The organism is Archangium sp., from assembly GCF_045802675.1.
Lineage (GTDB): Bacteria > Myxococcota > Myxococcia > Myxococcales > Myxococcaceae > Archangium.
The window spans coordinates 130702-148981 of record NZ_JBJMQO010000109.1; the positions used below are offsets into that span (position 1 = coordinate 130702).

Genomic DNA, 18280 nt, shown 5'->3' on the forward strand with positions numbered 1-18280 from the left:
CCTGACAGGGCTTACCCAATCTGGCTTAGAGCATGGGAAACTGCTCGGCCGGCGTGTCGTGCGCGTCGCGCGGGCGCGTGTTGTAGGCGAGTGCCTCGGCCAGGCGCGCGGGCTTCTCGGAGCGCGGCGTCGTCATCAACCGGATGAAGGCGTCGTGCTCCAACCGCAGGCGCGGATTGGTGAGGCGCTCGTGGCCGAGGGTGCTGAACGTGCGCCCGCCATAGTCATGCGAGGGGAACACGAGCATGTCTCCCGGCAGCGACAGCAGGCGCTGGAGGCTGTGGTACTCGGACTCGGCGTCGCCCGAGGGCAGGTCCGTCCGGCCCGTGGCGCCGATGAGCAGCGTGTCCCCGGTGAAGACACGGTCCTCCATCACCAGCACCAGCCCGTCCGCCGTATGCCCCGGGCTCGCCCAGACGGTGAGGCGCAGGTCGCCCACCGCCAGCACCTCGCCGTCACTCAGCAGACGATGCACCGCGCCCTCGGGCGCCCCCGCGTGCACCGCGCCCGTCATCCGGGCCAGCTCCCGGCCTCCGGACAGGTGGTCCGCGTGCGTGTGCGTGTCCACCACCAGCGCCAGACGCACCTGGTCCTTCGCCAACCGCTGCATATAGGTCGGCACCAGCTCCAACACCGGGTCCACGATGAGCGCCTCGCGCGTGCGCGGGCTGACGAGGAGGTACGTGCGACAGCTCGCGCCCCCGTTGAGCTCCTCGAAGATGAACCCCTTCATCCACTGCCTCCCTCTCCCGGTGGTGCCGTGGCCGGGACGAGGGAGAAGGTAGGCACTGCCCGCCGATGGCACGGCCGACCGGCGGCCTCTTCGTGCCGGGACGCCATGCAGTGGACGGTCTCGCCTTCAAGCCGGGCAGGCAGGCAGGCACCCGCCTCCGCGCGGGATGACCCGGAGCGTTCCCGTTCCCAGTCTACGGGTACTCGCTTCGCGAGGATGGGCCTCGCGAACGATGTCTTACGGGAGCCACGGCATGGGCCTCTTCAAGAAGGCGGTTGGCGGAGCGATTCTCGCGAAGTTCATCAACCTGGAGCGTCTGCCCTGGTACCGGAGGCTCACGCCGCGGCAGCGCACCGCCGCGGGCTTCATCTTCAGCCTCACTCCTCTCGGCCGGCTGAGTTTCGGAGGCCTGGCGTTGATCGCCGCGCGCCGCCTGTTCGCACGTCCGCGCGAGGCCTAGAACCACCACTCCACGCGCCCGCCGATGTAGTGGGCGACGGCGTCGGGGCCGAACGTCTGGAGGTAGGGCGACATCAGGGCGTCGCGCGCGGCCTTGTTGTAGAAGGCGATGGTGTAGAAGACGCGGAAGTGGGGCCGCGCCCAGACGCTGCGCAGGCCGGTGGGCACGATGGTGGGGACGATGGACAGCTTCACCGCGCTGCCCGTCGGGCCGTCGCCGTCCTTGCGCGTCTGGTACGTCGCCTCGTTGATGAGGTGGAAGTAGTCGCTGAAGTACAGGAACGAGCGCGCTCCGAAGATGTAGTCGAAGCCCTTGTCCGCCACGGTCCCGCTGCCGCCCCGAGCCAGGTGCAGAATCCCGTAGCCGTTGAGGCTGAAGAGCGAGCTGGCGTTCCACACGAAGTGGTCCACGATCTCCAAGCCGTAGGCCCCACTGAACTGCCCGTTGAGGTCCGGCAGGCCGAAGGTGGAATAGGTCGACGAGCCCCCGATGGAGCCATTGGCGATGCCGCGGCCGTAGCGCACCGCCAGGGTGTTGAAGTTGCCCTTGCCGAAGTCGAGCACGCCCTTGGCGCCCAGCACCCAGCCGAAGTCTCCCGGGAGCACCTCGGCGCGGTCCTTCGTCAGGGCGGCGGGCAGCACGTGCAGCTCGGCGAGCAGGTGCAGCCGGTGCGCGCGCTCCTCGCCCTGGGGGAAGCGCTGCACGTACTGGCTGACGAAGACGAGCCGCTGGCGCTGGGCGTCCGGCGTGCCGTCCCCCGTCTCGTCGTAGGCGTAGGCCGGCGGCGTGGTCCTCGAGCCCGTCTGCAGAATCAGCGCGACGTCGAGGTCCTTGTACTTGATGCCTCCGCCCTGCCCGTTGAGCTGGTTGAAGTAGTAGTAGTCGGCGATGTGCACGTCCTCGCCGCGGTAGAAGCGCTCGCCACCCCAGATGGACAGCCCCGGCACGAGGACGTTGGTCGCCTCCGCGTACGCCTGGAAGATTTCGATGCCCAGGTTGGGGAAGGTGTTGGCGGTGAAGAAGCCGAGGAAGGACGTGCGCGCGAACATCGCCGGCGTCAGAATCAGCCGCACCCCGGTGGACTGCTCCGTCTCCGGCTTGAGGATGTAGAACTTGAGCGTGGGCTCCAGGTAGTCGCTCTCCTCGAAGCGGCCACCGATGGGGCCACCGCGCAGGTTCAGGCGCGTGCCCTGGATGACGCGCCCATCCAGCGAGAACGCGGTGCCCATGCGGCCGTACATCTCGAAGGCGAGCCGGTCACTGATGGGGACCTCGGCGCGGGCGGGCCGGGGCAAGGCGGCGAGGAGGAGGAGGCCCACGGTCAGCAGCCCCCTCAGCGCGGCGGCACCGAGGGAGGCGGCGGGTGGAGGGAAGGCAGCGGGAGGTCGTGACGAGGTGTGCATGGGGAGAGTCCTGCGAACGTGGGGCGCCCATGCTGGCCTGCGGGCGACGACTTATTCCCAGTTCCATGGCCCGATCGTTAAAACCTGGACGATCCAGGCCTCTGGAAGAAGGGCCCTGCTCGAACAATGCGACGCCGTGCCCTCGGGGACAGCAGACTCCGGCCCCCCGAGCATAGAGGAGGAAGCACATGCACAAGACAATCCTGGGGGTCGCCGCCACGGTGGCCCTGACGATGTCCGGCGTCGCCTCCGCGGCGACCATCTCCATCGCCTGTGGCAGCGTGGGCCAGGAGTACGAGGTCTGCAAGCAAGGCGCGGAGGCCTGGGCGAAGCAGAATGGCCACACCATCCGCATGGTGAGCGTGCCGGCGGACGCCAACGAGCAGCTCACGTTCTTCCAGCAGCTCCTGTCGGCGAAGTCGGCGGACCTGGACGTGGTGCGCATCGACGTCATCTGGACGGGCCTGCTCGCCCAGCACCTGGTGGACCTCAAGCCCAAGGTGACGGATGAGGAGCTGGGCCAGTTCTTCAAGCCCCTGGTGCAGAACAACACCGTGGACGGCAAGCTGGTGGCCCTGCCCTGGTTCACCGACGCGGGCATCCTGTACTACCGCAAGGACCTGCTCGAGAAGTACAAGCAGCAGGTGCCCACCACCTGGCAGGAGCTGGCCACGGTGGCCAAGACGGTGACGGACGGCGAGAAGAAGGCCGGCAACACCAAGCTGGTCGGCTTCGTCTTCCAGGCCAAGGCCGCCGAGTCCCTCACGTGCAACGCGCTGGAGTGGATTGATTCCTTCGGTGGCGGAACCGTCGTGGACGAAACCGGCAAGGTGACCGTCAACAACCCCAAGGCCGTGGAGGCCATCAACTTCTTCGCGGGGCTGGTGAGCAGCGGCGTGGCCCCCAAGGGCGTGCTCAACTACTCCGAGGAGGAGTCGCGCGGCGTCTTCCAGTCCGGCCAGGCGGTGTTCATGCGCAACTGGCCCTACGCCTGGGCGCTGGCCAACGCCAAGGACAGCCCGGTGAAGGACAAGGTCGGCGTGGCCGTGCTGCCCAAGGGCGGGCCCGGCGGCAAGAACAGCGGCACGCTCGGCGGCTGGCAGCTCTCGGTGTCGCAGTACTCGAAGAACCAGGAGGCCGCCATCGCCCTGGCGAAGTACCTCACCGGCGCCGAGGAGCAGAAGCGCCGCGCGCTCGTCGCCTCCTTCAACCCGACACGCCCCGCGCTCTACGAGGACGCCGAAATCCTCAAGGCCAATCCCTTCTTCGGCACCCTGCAGAACACCTTCACCAACGCGGTGGCGCGGCCCTCGAAGGCGACGCGCGGTCAGTACAGCAAGGTGAGCTCCGAGTTCCGCAACGCCGTCCATTCCTCGCTCTCCGGCCAGGGCAACGCGGAGAAGAACCTCAAGGCGCTGGAGGACAAGCTCAACCGTCTCTCCAGGAACGGAAAGTGGTAGGCAAAAGCCACCTCGCACGACAGCGGCTCCGGTCGGCGTGGCTCTTCCTCATCCCCGCGTTGACGGTGATGGGAGCCACGGCCGGCTGGCCGCTATTGCGCACCCTCTGGTTCGCCTTCACCGACGCGTCGATTGAGCAGCCCGGGTCCACGTTCATCGGCCTGGAGAACTTCCAGGCGTTGATGGAGGACCCGGACTGGTGGAAGGCGGTGTGGAACACCTTCCGCTACGCCCTCGTCTCCGTGAGCCTGGAGACGGTGCTGGGGATGATCATCGCGCTGGCGTTGAATGCCCACTTCCGGGGACGCGGCGTGCTGCGCGCGGCAGTGCTCGTCCCCTGGGCCATCCCCACCATCGTCTCGGCGCGGTTGTGGGCGTGGATGCTCCACGACGTGTACGGCGTCATCAACGAGCTGCTGCTGCGCGTCCACCTCATCGACACGGGCCTGGCGTGGACGGCCGAGCCGGGCCTGTCGCTGATTGCCGTCATCCTCGTGGACGTGTGGAAGACGACGCCGTTCATGACGCTGCTGCTGCTGGCGGCGCTGCAGCTGGTGCCGCAGGAGGTGTACGAGGCCGCGCGCCTGGACGGGGCGGGGCCGGTGCGCACCTTCTTCAGCCTGACGCTGCCCATCGTCCGGGGGCCGCTGATGGTGGCCGTCATCTTCCGCATGCTGGACGCGCTGCGGGCCTTCGACCTGTTCTACGTGCTCACCAACAACAGCGTGGACGTGATGTCCATGGCCGTCTATGCCCGGCAGCGCATGGCCGAGTTCGGCGAGCTGGGCTACAGCTCCGCGGCGGCCTCCATGCTGTTCGTGCTCATCGCCCTCTTCACCGCGGCCTATCTCCTCGTGGGCCGCGTCCAGTTGGATCCGGAGGGATGACCCGATGCTCCGCCTCGTGAAACGGGTGCTGTTCGGGCTGCTCGTGCTGGGGGTCCTCGTCTACACGCTCTTCCCCTTCTACTGGGCCATCGTGTCCTCGCTGAAGACGGGCAGCGCGCTCTTCCAGGTGGACTTCTGGCCCAAGGAGCCCGCCTGGAGCAACTACCCGGCCGTGTTCAAGCAGGGCCCCTTCGGGCAGAACCTGCTCAACTCGGTGGTGGTGTCGCTCTCCACGGTGCTGCTGTCGCTGGTGCTGGCCATCACCGCGTCCTTCTCGCTGGCGCGCATCCAGTTCCGGGGCCGCAAGACGCTGCTGCTCCTCATCCTCTCCGTGTCGATGTTCCCCCAGGTGTCGGTGCTGACGGGGATGTTCGAGCTGGTGCGCTGGCTGGGGCTCTACAACCGCCTGCCGGCGATGATCGTCTCGTACATGCTGCTCACGCTGCCCTTCACCATCTGGGTGCTCACCACCTTCATGCGCGAGCTGCCCATTGAGCTGGAGGAGGCGGCCATCATGGATGGGGCCTCGCCCTGGGTGATTGTCACGCGCGTCTTCCTGCCGCTGCTGGGGCCGTCGCTGGCCACCACGGGGCTGCTGGCCTTCATCGCGGCGTGGAACGAGTTCATCTTCGCGCTGACCTTCACGCTCTCGGACGAGCAGCGCACGGTGCCGGTGGCCATCGCCCTGCTCGGCGGCAACAGCGAGTTCGAGCTGCCCTGGGGACTCGTCATGGCGGCGTCGGTGACGGTCACCGTGCCGCTCATCGTGCTGGTGCTCGTCTTCCAGCGCCGCATCGTGGCGGGACTCACCGCCGGCGCCGTGAAGGGGTAGGCCCGGGGCTCAGCGGTGGGGGGCGGCCATTGCCAGGTGCGCGTGCAGCGTGTCGGCGCGCACGTAGAGGAACTGCGCGTCGCCGAAGGCCAGGCCGTCTCCGTCGATGAGCTGCTGCTCCTGCTCCCCCAGGGCAATGGCGTTGACGAACGTGCCGTTCATCGAGTCCGCGTCGCGCACGTAGCAGTTGCCGTCCTTCTCGCTCCAGCGCAACAGCGCGTGGAACTTGGAGACGGACGGGTCGTGCACCACCAGCGAGCTCGTCTCCAGGCGGCCCACGGCGAACACCTCGCCGTCCGTCTTGGGCTTGAGGAAGAGCACCTGCAGGTGCTCGAAGCCCTGGAGCATCGCCATCAGCCGCTCCCCCAGCCGCGAGCGGTGGGCCATGAAAACCGTCCGCGCCCCGCCCATCTGCTGGGCCACCTGCTGGAAGACGGGCGCGGGGGGCTGCTGGATGAGCGCCACCGGGCCGTGCTCGGACTGGAAGGTCCTCAGGTCCACCTGGGGCAGCGCTCGCAATTCCTTCACCGATGGCATGGCGCGCAGGCTAGGCGCCCACGCCGCGCGTGCCAAGGGCTCTCGCTCGGATATGGTTCGCCCGCACACCACCCAGGCAGCCTCAGGAGGCTTCATCCATGGCGAAGTCGAAGTACGTGCTGGCAGTGGACCAGGGCACCACGGGGACCCACGTCTCCATCCTCGACGACAAGCTCCGGGTGGTGGGGAGCGCGTACCGCGAGTTCACCCAGCACTTCCCCAAGCCCTCGTGGGTGGAGCACGACCTGGAGGAAATCTGGGCCACCGTCGAGTTCTGCATCCGCCGGGCCCTCAAGGACGCGGGGCTGGCGGGCAAGGACATCTCCGCGGTGGGCATCACCAACCAGCGGGAAACCTCCGGCCTGTGGCTGCGCGAGGGCGGCCAGCCCCTCTCCAACGCCATCGTCTGGCAGGACCGGCGCACCTCGGCGCAGTGCGCGAAGCTGCGCGAGCAGGGCGAGGAGCCCCGGGTGCGCCAGACGACGGGCCTGGTGTTGGACCCGTACTTCTCGGGCACCAAGCTGTCCTGGATGATGGAGCACGTGAAGGGGGCCCGGAAGCGCGCCGAGCGCGGCGAGGCCTGCTTCGGCACCGTCGACACCTGGCTCGTCTACAAGATGACCGGGGGCCAGGCGCACGTCACCGACGTGTCCAACGCCAGCCGCACCCTGCTGATGAGCGTGACCCGGCTCCAGTGGGACGAGGGCATGCGCACCCTCTTCGGCGTGCCGGCCGCGTGCCTGCCGGAGATTCGCGGCTCGGCCGAGGTGTACGGCACCACCCGGGGCATGAAGGGCCTGCCCGACGGCATCCCCATCAGCGGCATGGCGGGGGACCAGCAGTCGGCGCTCTTCGGCCAGGCGTGCTTCAACCCCGGCGAGTCCAAGTGCACCTACGGCACCGGCGCCTTCCTGCTGATGAACACGGGGGATGCGCCGGTGTACTCGAAGGCGGGGCTGCTCACCACGGTGGCCTGGCGCATTGGAGACAAAACCTCCTACGCGCTCGAGGGCAGCTCCTTCATCGCCGGCGCCGCGGTGCAGTGGCTGCGCGACGGGCTGAAGGTCATCAAGAAGGCCGCGGACGTGGAGCCGCTCGCCGCCAGCGTGAAGGAGAGCGGTGACGTGGTGTTCGTCCCGGCGCTCGCGGGCCTGGGGGCTCCGCACTGGCGTCCCGAGGCGCGCGGCCTCTTCGCCGGCATCGACCGCTCCACCACCGTGGCCCACCTGGCGCGCGCGGCGCTCGAGGGCGTGGCCATGCAGATTCACGACCTCGCCGAGGCCATGCGGCGCGACAGCGGCCGGGCCATTCCCTCCTTCAAGGTGGACGGCGGCGCCTCGGCCAACAATCTGATGATGCAGTTCCAGGCGGACGTGCTCGGCACCGAGGTGGTGCGCCCGCAGAACCTGCAGACGACCAGCCTGGGGGCGGCCTTCCTGGCGGGCCTGGGAGCCGGCGTGTGGAGCAGCACGGACGCCATCCGCCGCGCCTGGAAGGTGGGCAAGGTCTTCAAGCCGAAGATGAAGCCCGAGGTGCGTGAGCGCTACCTCACCAAGTGGCGGCGCGCGGTGGAGCGCGCCTGAGTGCCTGAGACAGCCGCCCCTCATTCGCGATAGGAGGAAGACCCGATGGCCTATGACCGCACGCAGTTGACCCCCGAGGCCCTGAAGCAGTTCCTCGCCGAGCACCCCGAGTGGAAGCACGAGGGAGGGATGCTGCGCCGCACGTACGAGGCGCCGAGCTTCCTGTCGGGCATCGAGTTCGTGAGCCGGGTGGCGAAGGCGGCCGAGGCCGACAACCACCACCCGGACATCGACATCCGCTGGCGCAAGGTGACGCTGGCGCTGGTGACGCACGACGCGGGCGGGCTGACGTGGCGGGACTCGAAGCTGGCGGCCGAGGCGGACACGCTGTTCGCCCAGGTGGTGAAGCAGGGCTGATGCGAGCAGCACTCTTCGTCGCGGGAATGATGCTGGCGGCACCGGTGGCCCGGGCGGCACAGGAGGACGTGCCCGAGGCCACCCGGCCCGAGCGGCTGTACCTCAACTCGGGCCTGCTGATGGGCTCCTCGCGGGTGGTGGCGATGGGCGGTGCCTACGTGGGCATCGCCGAGGGCGTGGCTGGCTTCGCCACCAGCCTGGCGGCACTCGCCCAGCGCTCGCCGGGCCTGGACAAGGACTGGGACGTGGGCGTCACCCTGTCCTGGATGGACCTGCCGCTGTCGAAGGCCAAGGGCAAGGACCTGGACAACGACGGCGAGCCCGACGACGCCCCGCAGACGCTGCAGCTCACGGGCGCCGTCATGTTGCAGTACCGCAACTTCGGCCTGGGCTTCTCGCTGCGCAACTACCAGGTGGACTACTGCAACACCATCCTGTGCGACCCGGCCGATCGCATCCGCGTGTCGCTCGTGCAGTCCGCGCTGGCGGGCGCGGTGGCGCTGGGGCGCGACGACTTCATCCTCGGGTTCGGCATCTACAGCGCGCAGGCCGTCTTCAGCCACAAGCCCGAGGGCGCCTGGCGCTATGGGGACACGGGGATAGCCCTGGACATGCTGTACCGGCCCCATGGGCGCACCTACCGGGTGGGCGTGTCGGTGCGGCCGGAGGTGGTGGGCGCGTGGCGGCGGGACGTGGGGCAGGTGCCCTTCCTCGCGGGGCGGCAGTTGTACTCGGCGGTGGTGTCTCCGGCGGTGCTGTCGCTGGGGGCGAGCTGGCGCCTGGGAGAAGGGGCCGAGCGCTACAACCGGCTCTCGCCCGCAGCGCGCCGGCAGATGCTGGAGGGCGAGCACTTCGCGGAGGTGCCGGCGGAGGAGAGCGCGACGGCGCTGGCGGGCCGGTGGCTCATCAGCGCGCAGGCGGACTTCATCTCGCGGGTGGAGAACGCGGTGCCGGTGCACTCCTTCACGGCGCTCACCGAGCCGGGGCGGGTGGGCGCGTCGGCGATGCTGCAGCCGCGCGTGGGCGTGGAGCATGAGACATGGCCGGGGCGGTTGCGCACGCGGCTGGGGACGTTCATCGAGCCCTCGCCCTTCGAGGAGCACCTGCCGAGGCCCCACCTGACGGGGGGCTTCGAGCTGTTCCTCTTCCGATACCTGGAGGACTGGGCCCTCACTGCGTCCTTCGACGTGTCGAGGCGCTACTCCAACTTCGGTATTTCCGTGGGACTCTGGCGGTGAAGACCGCGGCGCTGACGGTGCTGGCGCTCCTCGGCTTCGCGGCCAACTCGTTGCTGTGCCGCGCGGCGCTCGGGGACGGGGCCTGGCGCATCGACGCGGCGAGCTTCACCACCCTGCGGCTCGTCTCGGGAGCACTGGTGCTCGGGCTGCTGCTGCGGGCGCGAGGAGGCGGAGGCGGCGTGCGCCGGGGCTCCTGGGGCTCGGCGGTGGCGCTGTTCGCCTACGCGGCGGGCTTCTCGCTGGCCTATGTGCGCATCTCCGCCGGAGTGGGCGCGGTCCTCCTCTTCGGCTGCGTGCAGGCGACGATGCTCGGCGTGGGCCTCTTCCGGGGCGAGCGCCCGCGCGTACTGGAGTGGGTGGGGCTGGCGATGGCGCTCGGCGGGCTCATCGTGCTGCGGCTGCCCGGGGCCACGGCGCCGGACCCGCTCGGAGCCACGCTGATGGCGGGCGCGGGCGTGGCGTGGGGCGTGTACTCGCTGCGCGGGCGCGGCAACGCGGACCCGCTGGCCGCCACGGCCGGCAACTTCCTGCGCTCGGTGCCCCTGACGCTCGGGCTGTCCGCGCTGGCCCTGCTCACCCTGGGCAGGCCGCACGCGACGCCTTCGGGCGTGGGGCTGGCGGTGGCCTCGGGGGCGCTGGCGTCGGGCGTGGGCTACAGCCTGTGGTACGCGGCCCTGCCCCACCTGACGGCGATGCGCGCGGCCGTGGTGCAGCTCTCGGTGCCGGTGGTGGCGGCCCTGGGCGGCGTGCTGCTGCTCGGCGAGTCGCTCACGGCGCGGCTGGTGGGCGCGGGCTCGGCCCTGGTGGGCGGCGTGTTGCTGACGCTGCTCGCCCGCCAGCGCAAGGTGCCCGCGCCCGCCCGGTAGGAGTAGGCTGCCCGGCATGCGCAAATCCGAGCGGGTGGCGCTCGTCGACATGGACGGGACGCTGTGCGACTACGAGGGCACCATGGCCCGGGACCTGGAGCGGCTGCGGAGCCCGGGAGACCCGGCCGTGCTCCCCGAGGACGAGGAAGGCCACCCGTGGCTGCACGAGCGCCGCGCCCTCATCCGGCGCCAGCCCGGCTGGTGGCGCAACCTGCCGAGGCTGAAGCTGGGCTTCGACGTGCTCGGCGAGCTCCAGTCGCGCCACTTCGAGGTGCACGTGCTCACCAAGGGCCCCGCCGCGGCCCCGAGCGCGTGGACGGAGAAGCTCGAGTGGTGCCAGCACCACCTGCCCGGAGTCCCCGTCACCGTCACCATGGACAAGGGGCTCGTCTACGGGAAGGTGCTCGTCGACGACTGGCCGCCCTACGTGGAGCGCTGGCTTCAGTGGCGCCCGCGCGGGCTCGTCATCCTCCCCGCGCAGCGCTGGAACGAGGGCTTCTCCCACCCCAACGCCCTGCGCTACGACGGGAGCAACCTCGCCCAGGTGCGCGAGGCCCTGGCCCGCCTCCAGGAGCGCGCCGAGGCCGAGTAGGCGCGCCTCTCAGCCGTGACGGCCCGGACGGCGCCTCGCCGCCTGCCTCACGCCGGGCAGCGGCCGGGGCACGGCCTCCAGGTGCGCGGAGCGGAGCGGCCTCGCCGCCTGCGTGCCCAGCTCGTTCCCATCCTCGGGCAGCGGCCGGTCTTCCTCGCGCCGCTGTGCCGGCGTGCTGAGCAGGCGGGAGTCCGGTTGCCAGTCGAATAGCAGGATGGCGATCAGCACCATCATCACCATGGTGCGCCGGAAGGAGGGCGATTCCTGGAGGAGCTGTTGCGGGTTCATCAGGGAGACAACACCCCCTTGCGGCGTTTTCATGCGCCTGCCCCATTGTCGGAGCCGCCGGGCACGACCGCAATCGGCCTCCCCCCAGGGCCCCGCAAAGAAGCGGGGCGCCCCGATACACGCGGGCGCCCCGGCTCGAGCACGATGGACAGGCCGGACTAGAAGATGGCGATGGCCGGCGCCGTCACGTCGCCGGACGAATCCGCGTAGTAGTAGGCGGAAATCCAGAAGGTGCCGTCCGAGGTGAAGCCGGCGTTGTTGAAGCCGGCCATGCTCGGCTCGATCGCCATCCGGCGCGTGCCGGTGGGCAGGTCGAGCAGCTCGTAGGCCCCGTCGCCGTAGTTGCGCCGGACGAAGAGCGTGCTCTCCGAGCCGATCGAGCCCTCGCCGCTGGTGCCGAGCGTGGCGCGCAGCCTGGGGTCATACGGGTACAGGCTCTTGTAGGTGCGCACGGCGCCGGAGGCATTTTCGCGCGCCACCAGGGTGTAGTCCGAGTTCTCGTACACGGCCCAGACGGACCAGGCGCTGTTGCGGGTCTCCTGCTGGTAGTCCACGTAGGCCGTGTCCTTGGCGTTGGTGTTGAGCACGAAGGCCGCGCCGTCACCGCTCGCGCCCATCAGCGCCTTGTCGGCGCGCTTCCAGGACACCATGTTGCCGCGGATCCACTGGTTACCCATGATGTCCGTCACGGTCGTCACCGTGTCGTTCTTCATGTCGATGGCGCGGTAGGGCATCGCGTTGTCGAACGCGAACATGCGCGTGTTGCTCAGCCAGCCGTAGTCGAAGGAGCTCGTGCTCTCGGCGGTGGCGGTGGTGGGCATGCTCGTGGGCGGCATGGGCACCACGTACAGCCTGGTGTGCGCCGTGTCCGAGTCGTACGTCGTGAACACGGCGCGGGTGCCGTTCGGGTTGATGTCCAGGGAGTACGGGGACAGGCCCGCGGGGAGGGCCGTCGCCGTGGCCTGCGACAGGCTCAGGAAGTAGTACGGGCTCGAGGACAGCACCAGCCAGTTGGCGTGCTCGGTGGAATCGATGTACGTGGTCTGTGAGTAGCTGCCCGAGACCGTCCGCACCGTCCCCGTCAGGCCGTCCACCAGCTTGAGGGAGCAGTTCGTCCCGTCGCAATCCGTGAGGGCCACCAGGGACTTGCCGTAGACGCCGTAGGAGGAGGAGCTGCCGATCTTGGGCAGCACCGCGGTGGCGCTGCTCGGCGTCACCAGCGAGGCGGTGAACTCCGTGCTGCTCGCCCCCTGGTCGTAGACGAAGTAGTGGTCCGCATCCACCTGCTCCGCGCCGTAGTCTGCGGGGAAGGCGGTGACCTGCCCGTTGGCCAGCGACAGCCGGTACACCTGCGAGCCATCGTTGAAGAAGAAGAACATGCTGTCCTTGCTGAACGCGCCGGCGTTCCAGCCGAACCACAGGGAGGAGCGCTTCGCGGCGGTCGGCGCGCTGTCCTGGGCGCGCAGCACGTAGGAGGCGCCCGTCTGGGTGTCGAACACCACGTAACCGTTGTCCTCGGAGAGGGCCACGCCGCGGCCGTTGGTGCTGACGACGAAGTCGCCGGTGCTGACGGAGTCATCGACGGTGGCGAAGAAGACGCGCTCGCGGTCGGAGTCCAGGTCGTAGAGGCTCGCCACGCTGCCGTTGTCCGTGTAGCGCACGACGAGCGCGTGCTGCTTGTCATCCAGCAGTTGGAGCGTGGCGCCCTCGCGGCTGTCCACGGTGGAGGGCAGCCGGCGGTAGATGGAGAGCAGCGCCACGGGGGCCTGCGTCACCGCGCCCGCGCTCACCGTCACATGGGCGATGACCTGCGCCGGGTACTGGGGCGCCTCGGCCACCAGCGTGTACGCACCGGCGGGCAGCTTCAGCGTGTAGCGGCCGCTCTCGTCCGGGGTGGCGGAGAACGTGGTGCCCTTCGCCTTGACGGTGATGTTGGTGGGGTTGGCGCCCGTGTAGTAGCCCACGTTGCCCTCCACCACGGCCGCCATGTTGCCGCGCTTGAGCGCGATGACGGGAGACTGCTGCTCACCCCGGCTCACGGTGAGGTCCAGGATGGCCGCCTGGAAGCCCTCGCGCACGGCCACCAGCTTCTGGGCCCCGGCGGGCACGCCGCGGAGCATGAACGAGCCGTCCGGACCCGTCAGCGCGAGCCTGTCCGTCCCCGCCACCGCCACCTGCACGCCACTGCTGTCCAGGCCGCCCTCCACCTCCACCTTGCCGCGCACCGTGCCCACCAGCGTGAGCTTCACCGCCGGCACGTCCACGGGCTTGCCGTCCTTCACCTGCACGGCCATCACCCAGCGGCCCTCGGCCATGTCCGAGGACTCCATCACCAGGCTGTACATGCCGTCGGAAACCGGATCGAAAGCGAAGGCGCCATTGGCCTCCGTCACCAGCGTGACCGGCTTGCTGCCTCCATTGAGCGTGATGGCGATACCGCTCGAATCGGCGGCACCCTCCAGCTGCACGCTGCCCTTCACCGAACCCGAGCTACACGCCACGGCCCACAGGGCGCAAACCACCAGCGCCACATTGCGCTTCATCATGCGGAACATCCCCCTCTTCACGGGCGGCCCTTGCGGCCGCACCCGCTGTGTAACCGAGTTGCAGTGTCCTGCCAATGACTCGCGCCGGATTAATTAGACAGGAATCCGGGTCCAAGCCGCATTCCGGTGTGAAGCGCTTCACACCCGCGAGGATTTAGAGCGCGACCGGCAGCTGCTTGGGCCCCCGCATGAGGATGCCCGTGCGCCACGTGAGCGACTCCGCGGGCTTCGCCAGGCGCAGGTTGGGGAACCGGTCCACCAGCGTCCGCAGGGCAATCTGTCCCTCGAGCCGCGCGAGCGGCGCGCCCAGGCAGTAGTGGATGCCCATGCCGAAGGCCAGGTGCTTGTTGGGCTCGCGGCCCAGGTCCAACGTGTCCGGCGCCTTGAACTGGTTCGGGTCGTGGTTGGCCGAGCCGATGACGGCGAGCACCAGGTGCCCCTTGGGAATCGTCACCCCGGCCACGGTGAAGTCCTCGCGCGTGAAGCGCTCGGTGGAGATCTCCACCGGGCTCGCGTAGCGCAGCAGCTCCTCGACGGCCGGCCCGATGAGGGCGGGGTCCTCGCGCAGCCTCGCCAGCTGCTCGGGGTGCTGCAGCAGGGCGAGCGTGCCGCCGGCGATGAGATTCACCGTCGTCTCGTGCCCGGCGATGAGCAGGAGCAGCACCATGCTGAGCAGCTCCTCCGGGGAGAGCGTGTCCCCCGCCTCCTCGGCCTGGATGAGGGCCGAGAGCAGATCCTCCCCCGGGGCCGCGCGCCGCTGGGCGATGAGGTTGCGCAGGTAGCGGGTGAACATCAGCACGGTGGGGATGGCCAGCACCAGGTCCATCGGCTTCGTGTTGGAGATGAGCCGGTTGGACCAGCGCTGGAACTTGCGGTAGTCGCCCTTGGGCACGCCCAGCATCTCCGCGATGATGGTGATGGGCACCATCAGCGCGTACTCGTCGACGAGATCCATGGAGCCCTTGCGCCGGGCCTTGTCCAGCAGCTCGTCCGAGAGGGCCTGGACGCGCGAGCGCAGCCGCTCCACGTACTTCGGCGTGAACGCCTTGTGCACGAGCGAGCGCAGCCGGGTGTGGTCCGGCGGGTCCTTGTTCAGCATGCCCTGCGAGAGGGGCCCGAAGAACTTGAGGAGCAGGGCCAGCCGGGTGTTGTTCTGATCGGCCGTGTTGGCGATGCGATCCTTGCTGAGGTTCGCGTGCTTCAACACCGAGTGGACGTCGTCGTAGCGCGTCACCAGCCAGGCCGGCTCGTTGGCCAGGCCCTTGATGCGGAAGACGGGCGCCTCCTCGCGCAGCCGCGCGTAGTAGGGGAACGGGTTGGCCTTGAAGCGCTGCGAATTGAAGTCCGGCGGAGTGAGGGGCTGCATGCGATTCCTCCCTCCGGACTGTCTAGCACCGTCCGGGCTCAGCGGGCCTGCTTCAGGAACATGGCCAGCTTCTCGTAGGCCACGGCGAGCGCAGGAATGGGCGCGCTCTCGTTGGCTTGGTGCGCCTGGGCCGTCTCGCCCGGCCCGAAGTTCACCGCGTCCACGCCGAATTCCGAGAAGCGCGCCACGTCCGTCCACGCCTGCTTCGATGCCGCCGGCAGCCCCGTGAGCTTCATCAACTGCTGGAAGAGCGGGTTGTCCGCGCATACCCGGCCGCTCGGCGCCAGGTCCGTGAACTCCACCTCCGCCACCTCCCCCACCAGCTCGCGCACGTCCTGCTGCGCCCGCTCCACCGTCTTGCCCGGCGCGAAGCGGTAGTTGAGGTTGAGCTCGAACGCCTCTGGAATCACGTTGCGCGCGCGCCCTCCCGAGGCCTTGGTGATGTTCATCACCTCGTAGAAGGTGAACGCGTCCTGCACCACCTCGCGCCTCGGGAGCGCCAGCAGCTTCGCCAGCAGCGGCCCCGCCTTGTGGATGGCGTTCTCCCCCTGCCACGGCCGCGCCGAGTGCGCGCTGCGCCCCTTGAAGCGCAGCGTCACGTGCAGGCTGCCCACGCACCCCACCTGCACCACGCCGTCCGTGGGCTCCATGGCGATGCCGAACTTCACCCGCTTGAGCTCCGGGCGCGTGTCGAACAGCGGCCCCAGTCCGCTCTCCAGGTAGGGGCCCTCCTCGCGCTCGTAGAGCACCATCACCAGGTTCACCGGCAGCTCCGCGCGCGGCAGGTCCTCCGCCAGCGCCATCATCACCGCCAGCCCGCCCTTCATGTCCGAGGAGCCCAGCCCATACACGCGCTCGCCTTCGATCCGCGCCTCCCTGTCGTTCGGGTGCGCGGGCACCGTGTCCAGGTGCCCCACCAACGCCACCGTGGGCCGCTCGTCCTGAAGACTGCCCAGCACCAGCGAGTGCCCCAGCCTGAATACCTCGCGCTGGGGGAAATGGGCGTGGGCCCAGCGCTCCACCTGGTCGGCGAGCACGCGCTCCTCTCCGATGGGGCTCGGAATCCGGCACAGGGCGAGGGTGGACTGAGCGAGTCGGGTGGCGAGGTCAGTCATGGAAGCTTCACATCCGGGTAGGTGCCGAGCAGCCTCATCGAGGTGGTGTAGGGCTGGAGGTCGCGCAGCACGGCCTCGATGGGGGCGGAGGCGGCATGCCCCTCCAGGTCGAGGAAGAAGCGGTACGCCCAGGGGGTGCCGGGCAGCGGCCGGGACTCGAGCCGGGCGAGGTTCACCCCGCGCTCGGCCACCATGAGCAGCGCCTTGCTGAGCGTGCCCGGCTTGTTCTCCAGCACCATCATCACGGACGTCTTGCAGGGCACGTCCGTGGGCATGGGCGAGGCCTCGCGCGCCACCTCGAGGAAGCGGGTGAAGTCGCCCTTGGCCCCCTGGAGCTCGCGCGCCAGAATCTCCAGGCCGAAGCGCTGCGCCGCCGAGTCGCTCGCGATGGCCGCCACCGTCGGATCATTGCCCTCGCGCACCCGCTGCGCCACGCCACCCGTGTCCAGCTCGGGGAGCAGGCGCGCCCCGGGCAACTTCTCGCGCAGGAAGGTCTCGCACTGCATCAGCGCCTGCGGGTGCGAGAGCACGCCGCGGATGGACTCCAACTTCGTCCCGGGCAGCCCGAGCAGCCGGTGCTGCACCTGGTCCACCAGCTCCGCGATGATGGTGACGCCCTCCTCGGCGAGCGCGTCGTACGTCTCGTACATGGCCCCGGCGGTGGTGTTCTCGATGGGCAGCAGCCCCAGGTCCACCTCGCCGCGGAGCAGGGCGTCCACCACCTCGCGCGCGGTGTCGAAACCGGAGAGGAGCACGCCGCCGGGCCGGCCCGCGTAACGCTTGTGCGCCATCTGGTGGCTGTAGGAGCCCTCCACGCCCGGGTAGGCCACGCGCAGCGGCGTGGTGGGCAGCGACGTCACCAGCGCGTGCTGCCGCGCCACGGACATCTCCATGATGAAGCGGTAGAGGCGCTCCACCTCGTGCGGATCCAGCTTGCGAGCCATCGCCGCGGTGCGGATGCGCTGCAGCAGCAGGTCCTCGCGGCGCTGGTCGCGGATGGGCGAGGCGGCCGCCAGCTTGGCCCGGGCGATGTCCTCGGCCAGATCCATGCGGCGGCGCAGGGCATCGAGGAGGTCCTCGTCCACCTTCTCGATGTCGACACGCAGCTTCTGCAAATCGGGGACGTCCGTCATGGGGGCTGGACTCCGTGGCTGGGGTACGAGCCGAGCACCCGTACCGAACAACCGAGGGATTCTATCTCGGCCAGCACCGAGGGCATCGGCTCCGTGGCCAGCGGCGTCTCGACATCGATGAAGAAGAAGTAGCTGCCCAGCTTCTTGCGGGTGGGACGGGACTCGATGCGCACGAGGTTGACCTGCCGGCGCGCGAACGCGGACAGCACCTGGTGCAGCGCCCCCGGGAAGTCCGCGGGCAGGGTGATGAGGAGGCTCGTCTTCGGATGGCCGGGCCGGGGCAGCACGAGCGGCTGGGGCCCCACGAGCACGAAGCGCGTGGCGTTGTCCGGGTGGTCCTCGATGTGCTCGGCCAGGAGCGCCAGCCCGTAGAGCCTCGCGGACGCGGTGCTGCCGATGGCGGCCACCCCCTCCTCCGGCGAGCGCTCCCGCGCCAGACGCGCGCCCTCGGCCGTGGTGCCCACCGGCTCCACCTCGGCCTCGGGCAGCCAGGTGCGCAGGAAGGCCCGGCACTGGCCAAGCGCCACCGGGTGGGAGAGCACCTTGCGCAGGTGCCTCAGCCGGGCCCGGGGCTCCTCGCCCTCCCGTGCCGGCGGGAGCGGGTGGCCGATGAGGTTCATCGTGATGGGGTAGACCCACTCGGCCTGGATGGGCAGATCCACCTCGTGCACCAGCCAGTCCAGGTGCTGGCTCACCGAGCCCTCGAGGGTGTTCTCGATGGGGATGACGGCGAGGTCCGCCCGGCCCGAGACGACGGCCTGGAAGACCTCGGAGATGAGCTTGAAGGGGAGCAGCTCGTGCGGCACCCCGGCGAGGAAGTAGTGGGCGGACTCCTCGGAGAACGTCCCGGGCCCCAACAGCGAAATCCGCCTCATGCCTGGCCT

Annotated in this window: 18 protein-coding genes; 9 read left to right on the plus strand and 9 right to left on the minus strand. The window is 69.6% G+C overall.

Annotated elements, in window-relative coordinates; all coding sequences use genetic code 11:
* Nucleotides 1-25: 25 nt before the first annotated feature.
* A complete protein-coding gene (locus ACJ8AN_RS31090) occupies nucleotides 26-733 on the minus strand; it encodes an MBL fold metallo-hydrolase (RefSeq protein WP_407759154.1) in 708 nt (235 codons plus the stop codon).
* A gap of 232 nt (nucleotides 734-965) precedes the next feature.
* Here ACJ8AN_RS31090 and ACJ8AN_RS31095 point away from each other — a divergent pair, with 232 nt between their 5' ends.
* The gene (locus ACJ8AN_RS31095; RefSeq protein ID WP_407759155.1) at nucleotides 966-1193 is read left to right on the plus strand and encodes a hypothetical protein; all 228 of its coding nucleotides are present in this window, start codon (nucleotides 966-968) and stop codon (nucleotides 1191-1193) included.
* Here ACJ8AN_RS31095 and ACJ8AN_RS31100 read toward each other — a convergent pair.
* Nucleotides 1190-2512, minus strand: a complete 1323-nt coding sequence (locus ACJ8AN_RS31100; protein WP_407759156.1) for a carbohydrate porin — start codon at nucleotides 2510-2512, stop codon at nucleotides 1190-1192. The two genes, ACJ8AN_RS31095 and ACJ8AN_RS31100, sit on opposite strands and share 4 nt — an antisense overlap.
* A 272-nt stretch (nucleotides 2513-2784) precedes the next feature.
* Here ACJ8AN_RS31100 and ACJ8AN_RS31105 point away from each other — a divergent pair, with 272 nt between their 5' ends.
* Genes ACJ8AN_RS31105 through ACJ8AN_RS31115 form a run of 3 tightly spaced genes read left to right on the plus strand, consistent with a single transcriptional unit; the run spans nucleotide 2785 to nucleotide 5775 of the window.
* Nucleotides 2785-4056, plus strand: coding sequence for an ABC transporter substrate-binding protein (locus ACJ8AN_RS31105; RefSeq protein ID WP_407759157.1), 1272 nt, complete (start codon nucleotides 2785-2787; stop codon nucleotides 4054-4056).
* Complete coding sequence (locus tag ACJ8AN_RS31110; RefSeq protein WP_407759158.1) at nucleotides 4050-4943, plus strand: carbohydrate ABC transporter permease; 894 nt, start codon at nucleotides 4050-4052, stop codon at nucleotides 4941-4943. Before ACJ8AN_RS31105 ends, ACJ8AN_RS31110 begins: the two co-directional genes overlap by 7 nt.
* Nucleotides 4944-4947: 4 nt before the next feature.
* Entirely contained in the window at nucleotides 4948-5775 is an 828-nt protein-coding gene (locus ACJ8AN_RS31115; RefSeq protein ID WP_407759159.1) for a carbohydrate ABC transporter permease, read from the plus strand.
* A gap of 9 nt (nucleotides 5776-5784) precedes the next feature.
* Here the strand turns inward: ACJ8AN_RS31115 and ACJ8AN_RS31120 are convergent, their stop codons facing one another.
* Entirely contained in the window at nucleotides 5785-6312 is a 528-nt protein-coding gene (locus tag ACJ8AN_RS31120) for an FHA domain-containing protein (protein WP_407759160.1), read from the minus strand.
* 98 nt (nucleotides 6313-6410) lie between these two features.
* Between ACJ8AN_RS31120 and glpK the strand changes: the two genes are divergently transcribed.
* The 5 genes from glpK to ACJ8AN_RS31145 are packed head-to-tail and all read left to right on the plus strand — an operon-like array spanning nucleotide 6411 to nucleotide 10948.
* Nucleotides 6411-7895: a glycerol kinase GlpK gene (gene glpK, locus ACJ8AN_RS31125; RefSeq protein ID WP_407759161.1), complete on the plus strand. Its 1485-nt coding sequence runs from the start codon at nucleotides 6411-6413 to the stop codon at nucleotides 7893-7895.
* A 45-nt stretch (nucleotides 7896-7940) separates the two neighbouring features.
* Complete coding sequence (locus ACJ8AN_RS31130; protein WP_407759162.1) at nucleotides 7941-8252, plus strand: 4a-hydroxytetrahydrobiopterin dehydratase; 312 nt, start codon at nucleotides 7941-7943, stop codon at nucleotides 8250-8252.
* Nucleotides 8252-9490 (plus strand): hypothetical protein, encoded by a 1239-nt coding sequence (locus tag ACJ8AN_RS31135; protein WP_407759163.1) that lies wholly within the window; start codon nucleotides 8252-8254, stop codon nucleotides 9488-9490. The genes ACJ8AN_RS31130 and ACJ8AN_RS31135 overlap by 1 nt, the downstream gene beginning before the upstream one ends.
* Nucleotides 9487-10356 (plus strand): DMT family transporter, encoded by an 870-nt coding sequence (locus ACJ8AN_RS31140; RefSeq protein WP_407759164.1) that lies wholly within the window; start codon nucleotides 9487-9489, stop codon nucleotides 10354-10356. The genes ACJ8AN_RS31135 and ACJ8AN_RS31140 overlap by 4 nt, the downstream gene beginning before the upstream one ends.
* A 16-nt stretch (nucleotides 10357-10372) precedes the next feature.
* Complete coding sequence (locus ACJ8AN_RS31145) at nucleotides 10373-10948, plus strand: 5' nucleotidase, NT5C type (protein WP_407759165.1); 576 nt, start codon at nucleotides 10373-10375, stop codon at nucleotides 10946-10948.
* Between the two features lie 9 nt (nucleotides 10949-10957).
* Here the strand turns inward: ACJ8AN_RS31145 and ACJ8AN_RS31150 are convergent, their stop codons facing one another.
* The 6 genes from ACJ8AN_RS31150 to pheA form a co-directional block, all read right to left on the minus strand.
* Nucleotides 10958-11236, minus strand: coding sequence for a hypothetical protein (locus tag ACJ8AN_RS31150; RefSeq protein ID WP_407759166.1), 279 nt, complete (start codon nucleotides 11234-11236; stop codon nucleotides 10958-10960).
* Nucleotides 11237-11394: 158 nt separating this feature from the next.
* Nucleotides 11395-13782 carry a carboxypeptidase-like regulatory domain-containing protein gene (locus tag ACJ8AN_RS31155; RefSeq protein ID WP_407759167.1) on the minus strand — a complete coding sequence of 796 codons (2388 nt, stop codon included), beginning with the start codon at nucleotides 13780-13782 and terminating at the stop codon, nucleotides 11395-11397.
* A 154-nt stretch (nucleotides 13783-13936) separates the two neighbouring features.
* Nucleotides 13937-15148: a cytochrome P450 gene (locus ACJ8AN_RS31160; protein ID WP_407759168.1), complete on the minus strand. Its 1212-nt coding sequence runs from the start codon at nucleotides 15146-15148 to the stop codon at nucleotides 13937-13939.
* Nucleotides 15149-15186: 38 nt separating this feature from the next.
* On the minus strand, nucleotides 15187-16263 hold the full coding sequence (gene dapE / locus ACJ8AN_RS31165) for a succinyl-diaminopimelate desuccinylase (RefSeq protein ID WP_407759169.1): 1077 nt from the start codon (nucleotides 16261-16263) through the stop codon (nucleotides 15187-15189).
* Nucleotides 16260-17396, minus strand: coding sequence for a bifunctional chorismate mutase/prephenate dehydratase (locus ACJ8AN_RS31170; protein ID WP_407759170.1), 1137 nt, complete (start codon nucleotides 17394-17396; stop codon nucleotides 16260-16262). The genes dapE and ACJ8AN_RS31170 overlap by 4 nt, the downstream gene beginning before the upstream one ends.
* Entirely contained in the window at nucleotides 17393-18271 is an 879-nt protein-coding gene (gene pheA / locus ACJ8AN_RS31175) for a prephenate dehydratase (RefSeq protein WP_407759171.1), read from the minus strand. The genes ACJ8AN_RS31170 and pheA overlap by 4 nt, the downstream gene beginning before the upstream one ends.
* Between the last annotated feature and the right edge of the window lie 9 nt (nucleotides 18272-18280).

Excerpts from the sequence above, each read along its gene's own strand:
- ACJ8AN_RS31090 (WP_407759154.1), bottom strand. The coding sequence starts at position 733 with ATGAAGGGGTTCATCTTCGAGGAGCTCAACGGGGGCGCGAGCTGTCGC.
- ACJ8AN_RS31095 (WP_407759155.1), top strand. The coding sequence starts at position 966 with ATGTCTTACGGGAGCCACGGCATGGGCCTCTTCAAGAAGGCGGTTGGC.
- ACJ8AN_RS31105 (WP_407759157.1), top strand. The coding sequence starts at position 2,785 with ATGCACAAGACAATCCTGGGGGTCGCCGCCACGGTGGCCCTGACGATG.
- ACJ8AN_RS31115 (WP_407759159.1), top strand. The coding sequence starts at position 4,948 with ATGCTCCGCCTCGTGAAACGGGTGCTGTTCGGGCTGCTCGTGCTGGGG.
- ACJ8AN_RS31120 (WP_407759160.1), bottom strand. The coding sequence starts at position 6,312 with ATGCCATCGGTGAAGGAATTGCGAGCGCTGCCCCAGGTGGACCTGAGG.
- glpK (WP_407759161.1), top strand. The coding sequence starts at position 6,411 with ATGGCGAAGTCGAAGTACGTGCTGGCAGTGGACCAGGGCACCACGGGG.
- ACJ8AN_RS31130 (WP_407759162.1), top strand. The coding sequence starts at position 7,941 with ATGGCCTATGACCGCACGCAGTTGACCCCCGAGGCCCTGAAGCAGTTC.
- ACJ8AN_RS31135 (WP_407759163.1), top strand. The coding sequence starts at position 8,252 with ATGCGAGCAGCACTCTTCGTCGCGGGAATGATGCTGGCGGCACCGGTG.
- ACJ8AN_RS31145 (WP_407759165.1), top strand. The coding sequence starts at position 10,373 with ATGCGCAAATCCGAGCGGGTGGCGCTCGTCGACATGGACGGGACGCTG.
- ACJ8AN_RS31150 (WP_407759166.1), bottom strand. The coding sequence starts at position 11,236 with ATGAACCCGCAACAGCTCCTCCAGGAATCGCCCTCCTTCCGGCGCACC.
- ACJ8AN_RS31155 (WP_407759167.1), bottom strand. The coding sequence starts at position 13,782 with ATGATGAAGCGCAATGTGGCGCTGGTGGTTTGCGCCCTGTGGGCCGTG.
- ACJ8AN_RS31160 (WP_407759168.1), bottom strand. The coding sequence starts at position 15,148 with ATGCAGCCCCTCACTCCGCCGGACTTCAATTCGCAGCGCTTCAAGGCC.
- dapE (WP_407759169.1), bottom strand. The coding sequence starts at position 16,263 with ATGACTGACCTCGCCACCCGACTCGCTCAGTCCACCCTCGCCCTGTGC.
- ACJ8AN_RS31170 (WP_407759170.1), bottom strand. The coding sequence starts at position 17,396 with ATGACGGACGTCCCCGATTTGCAGAAGCTGCGTGTCGACATCGAGAAG.
- pheA (WP_407759171.1), bottom strand. The coding sequence starts at position 18,271 with ATGAGGCGGATTTCGCTGTTGGGGCCCGGGACGTTCTCCGAGGAGTCC.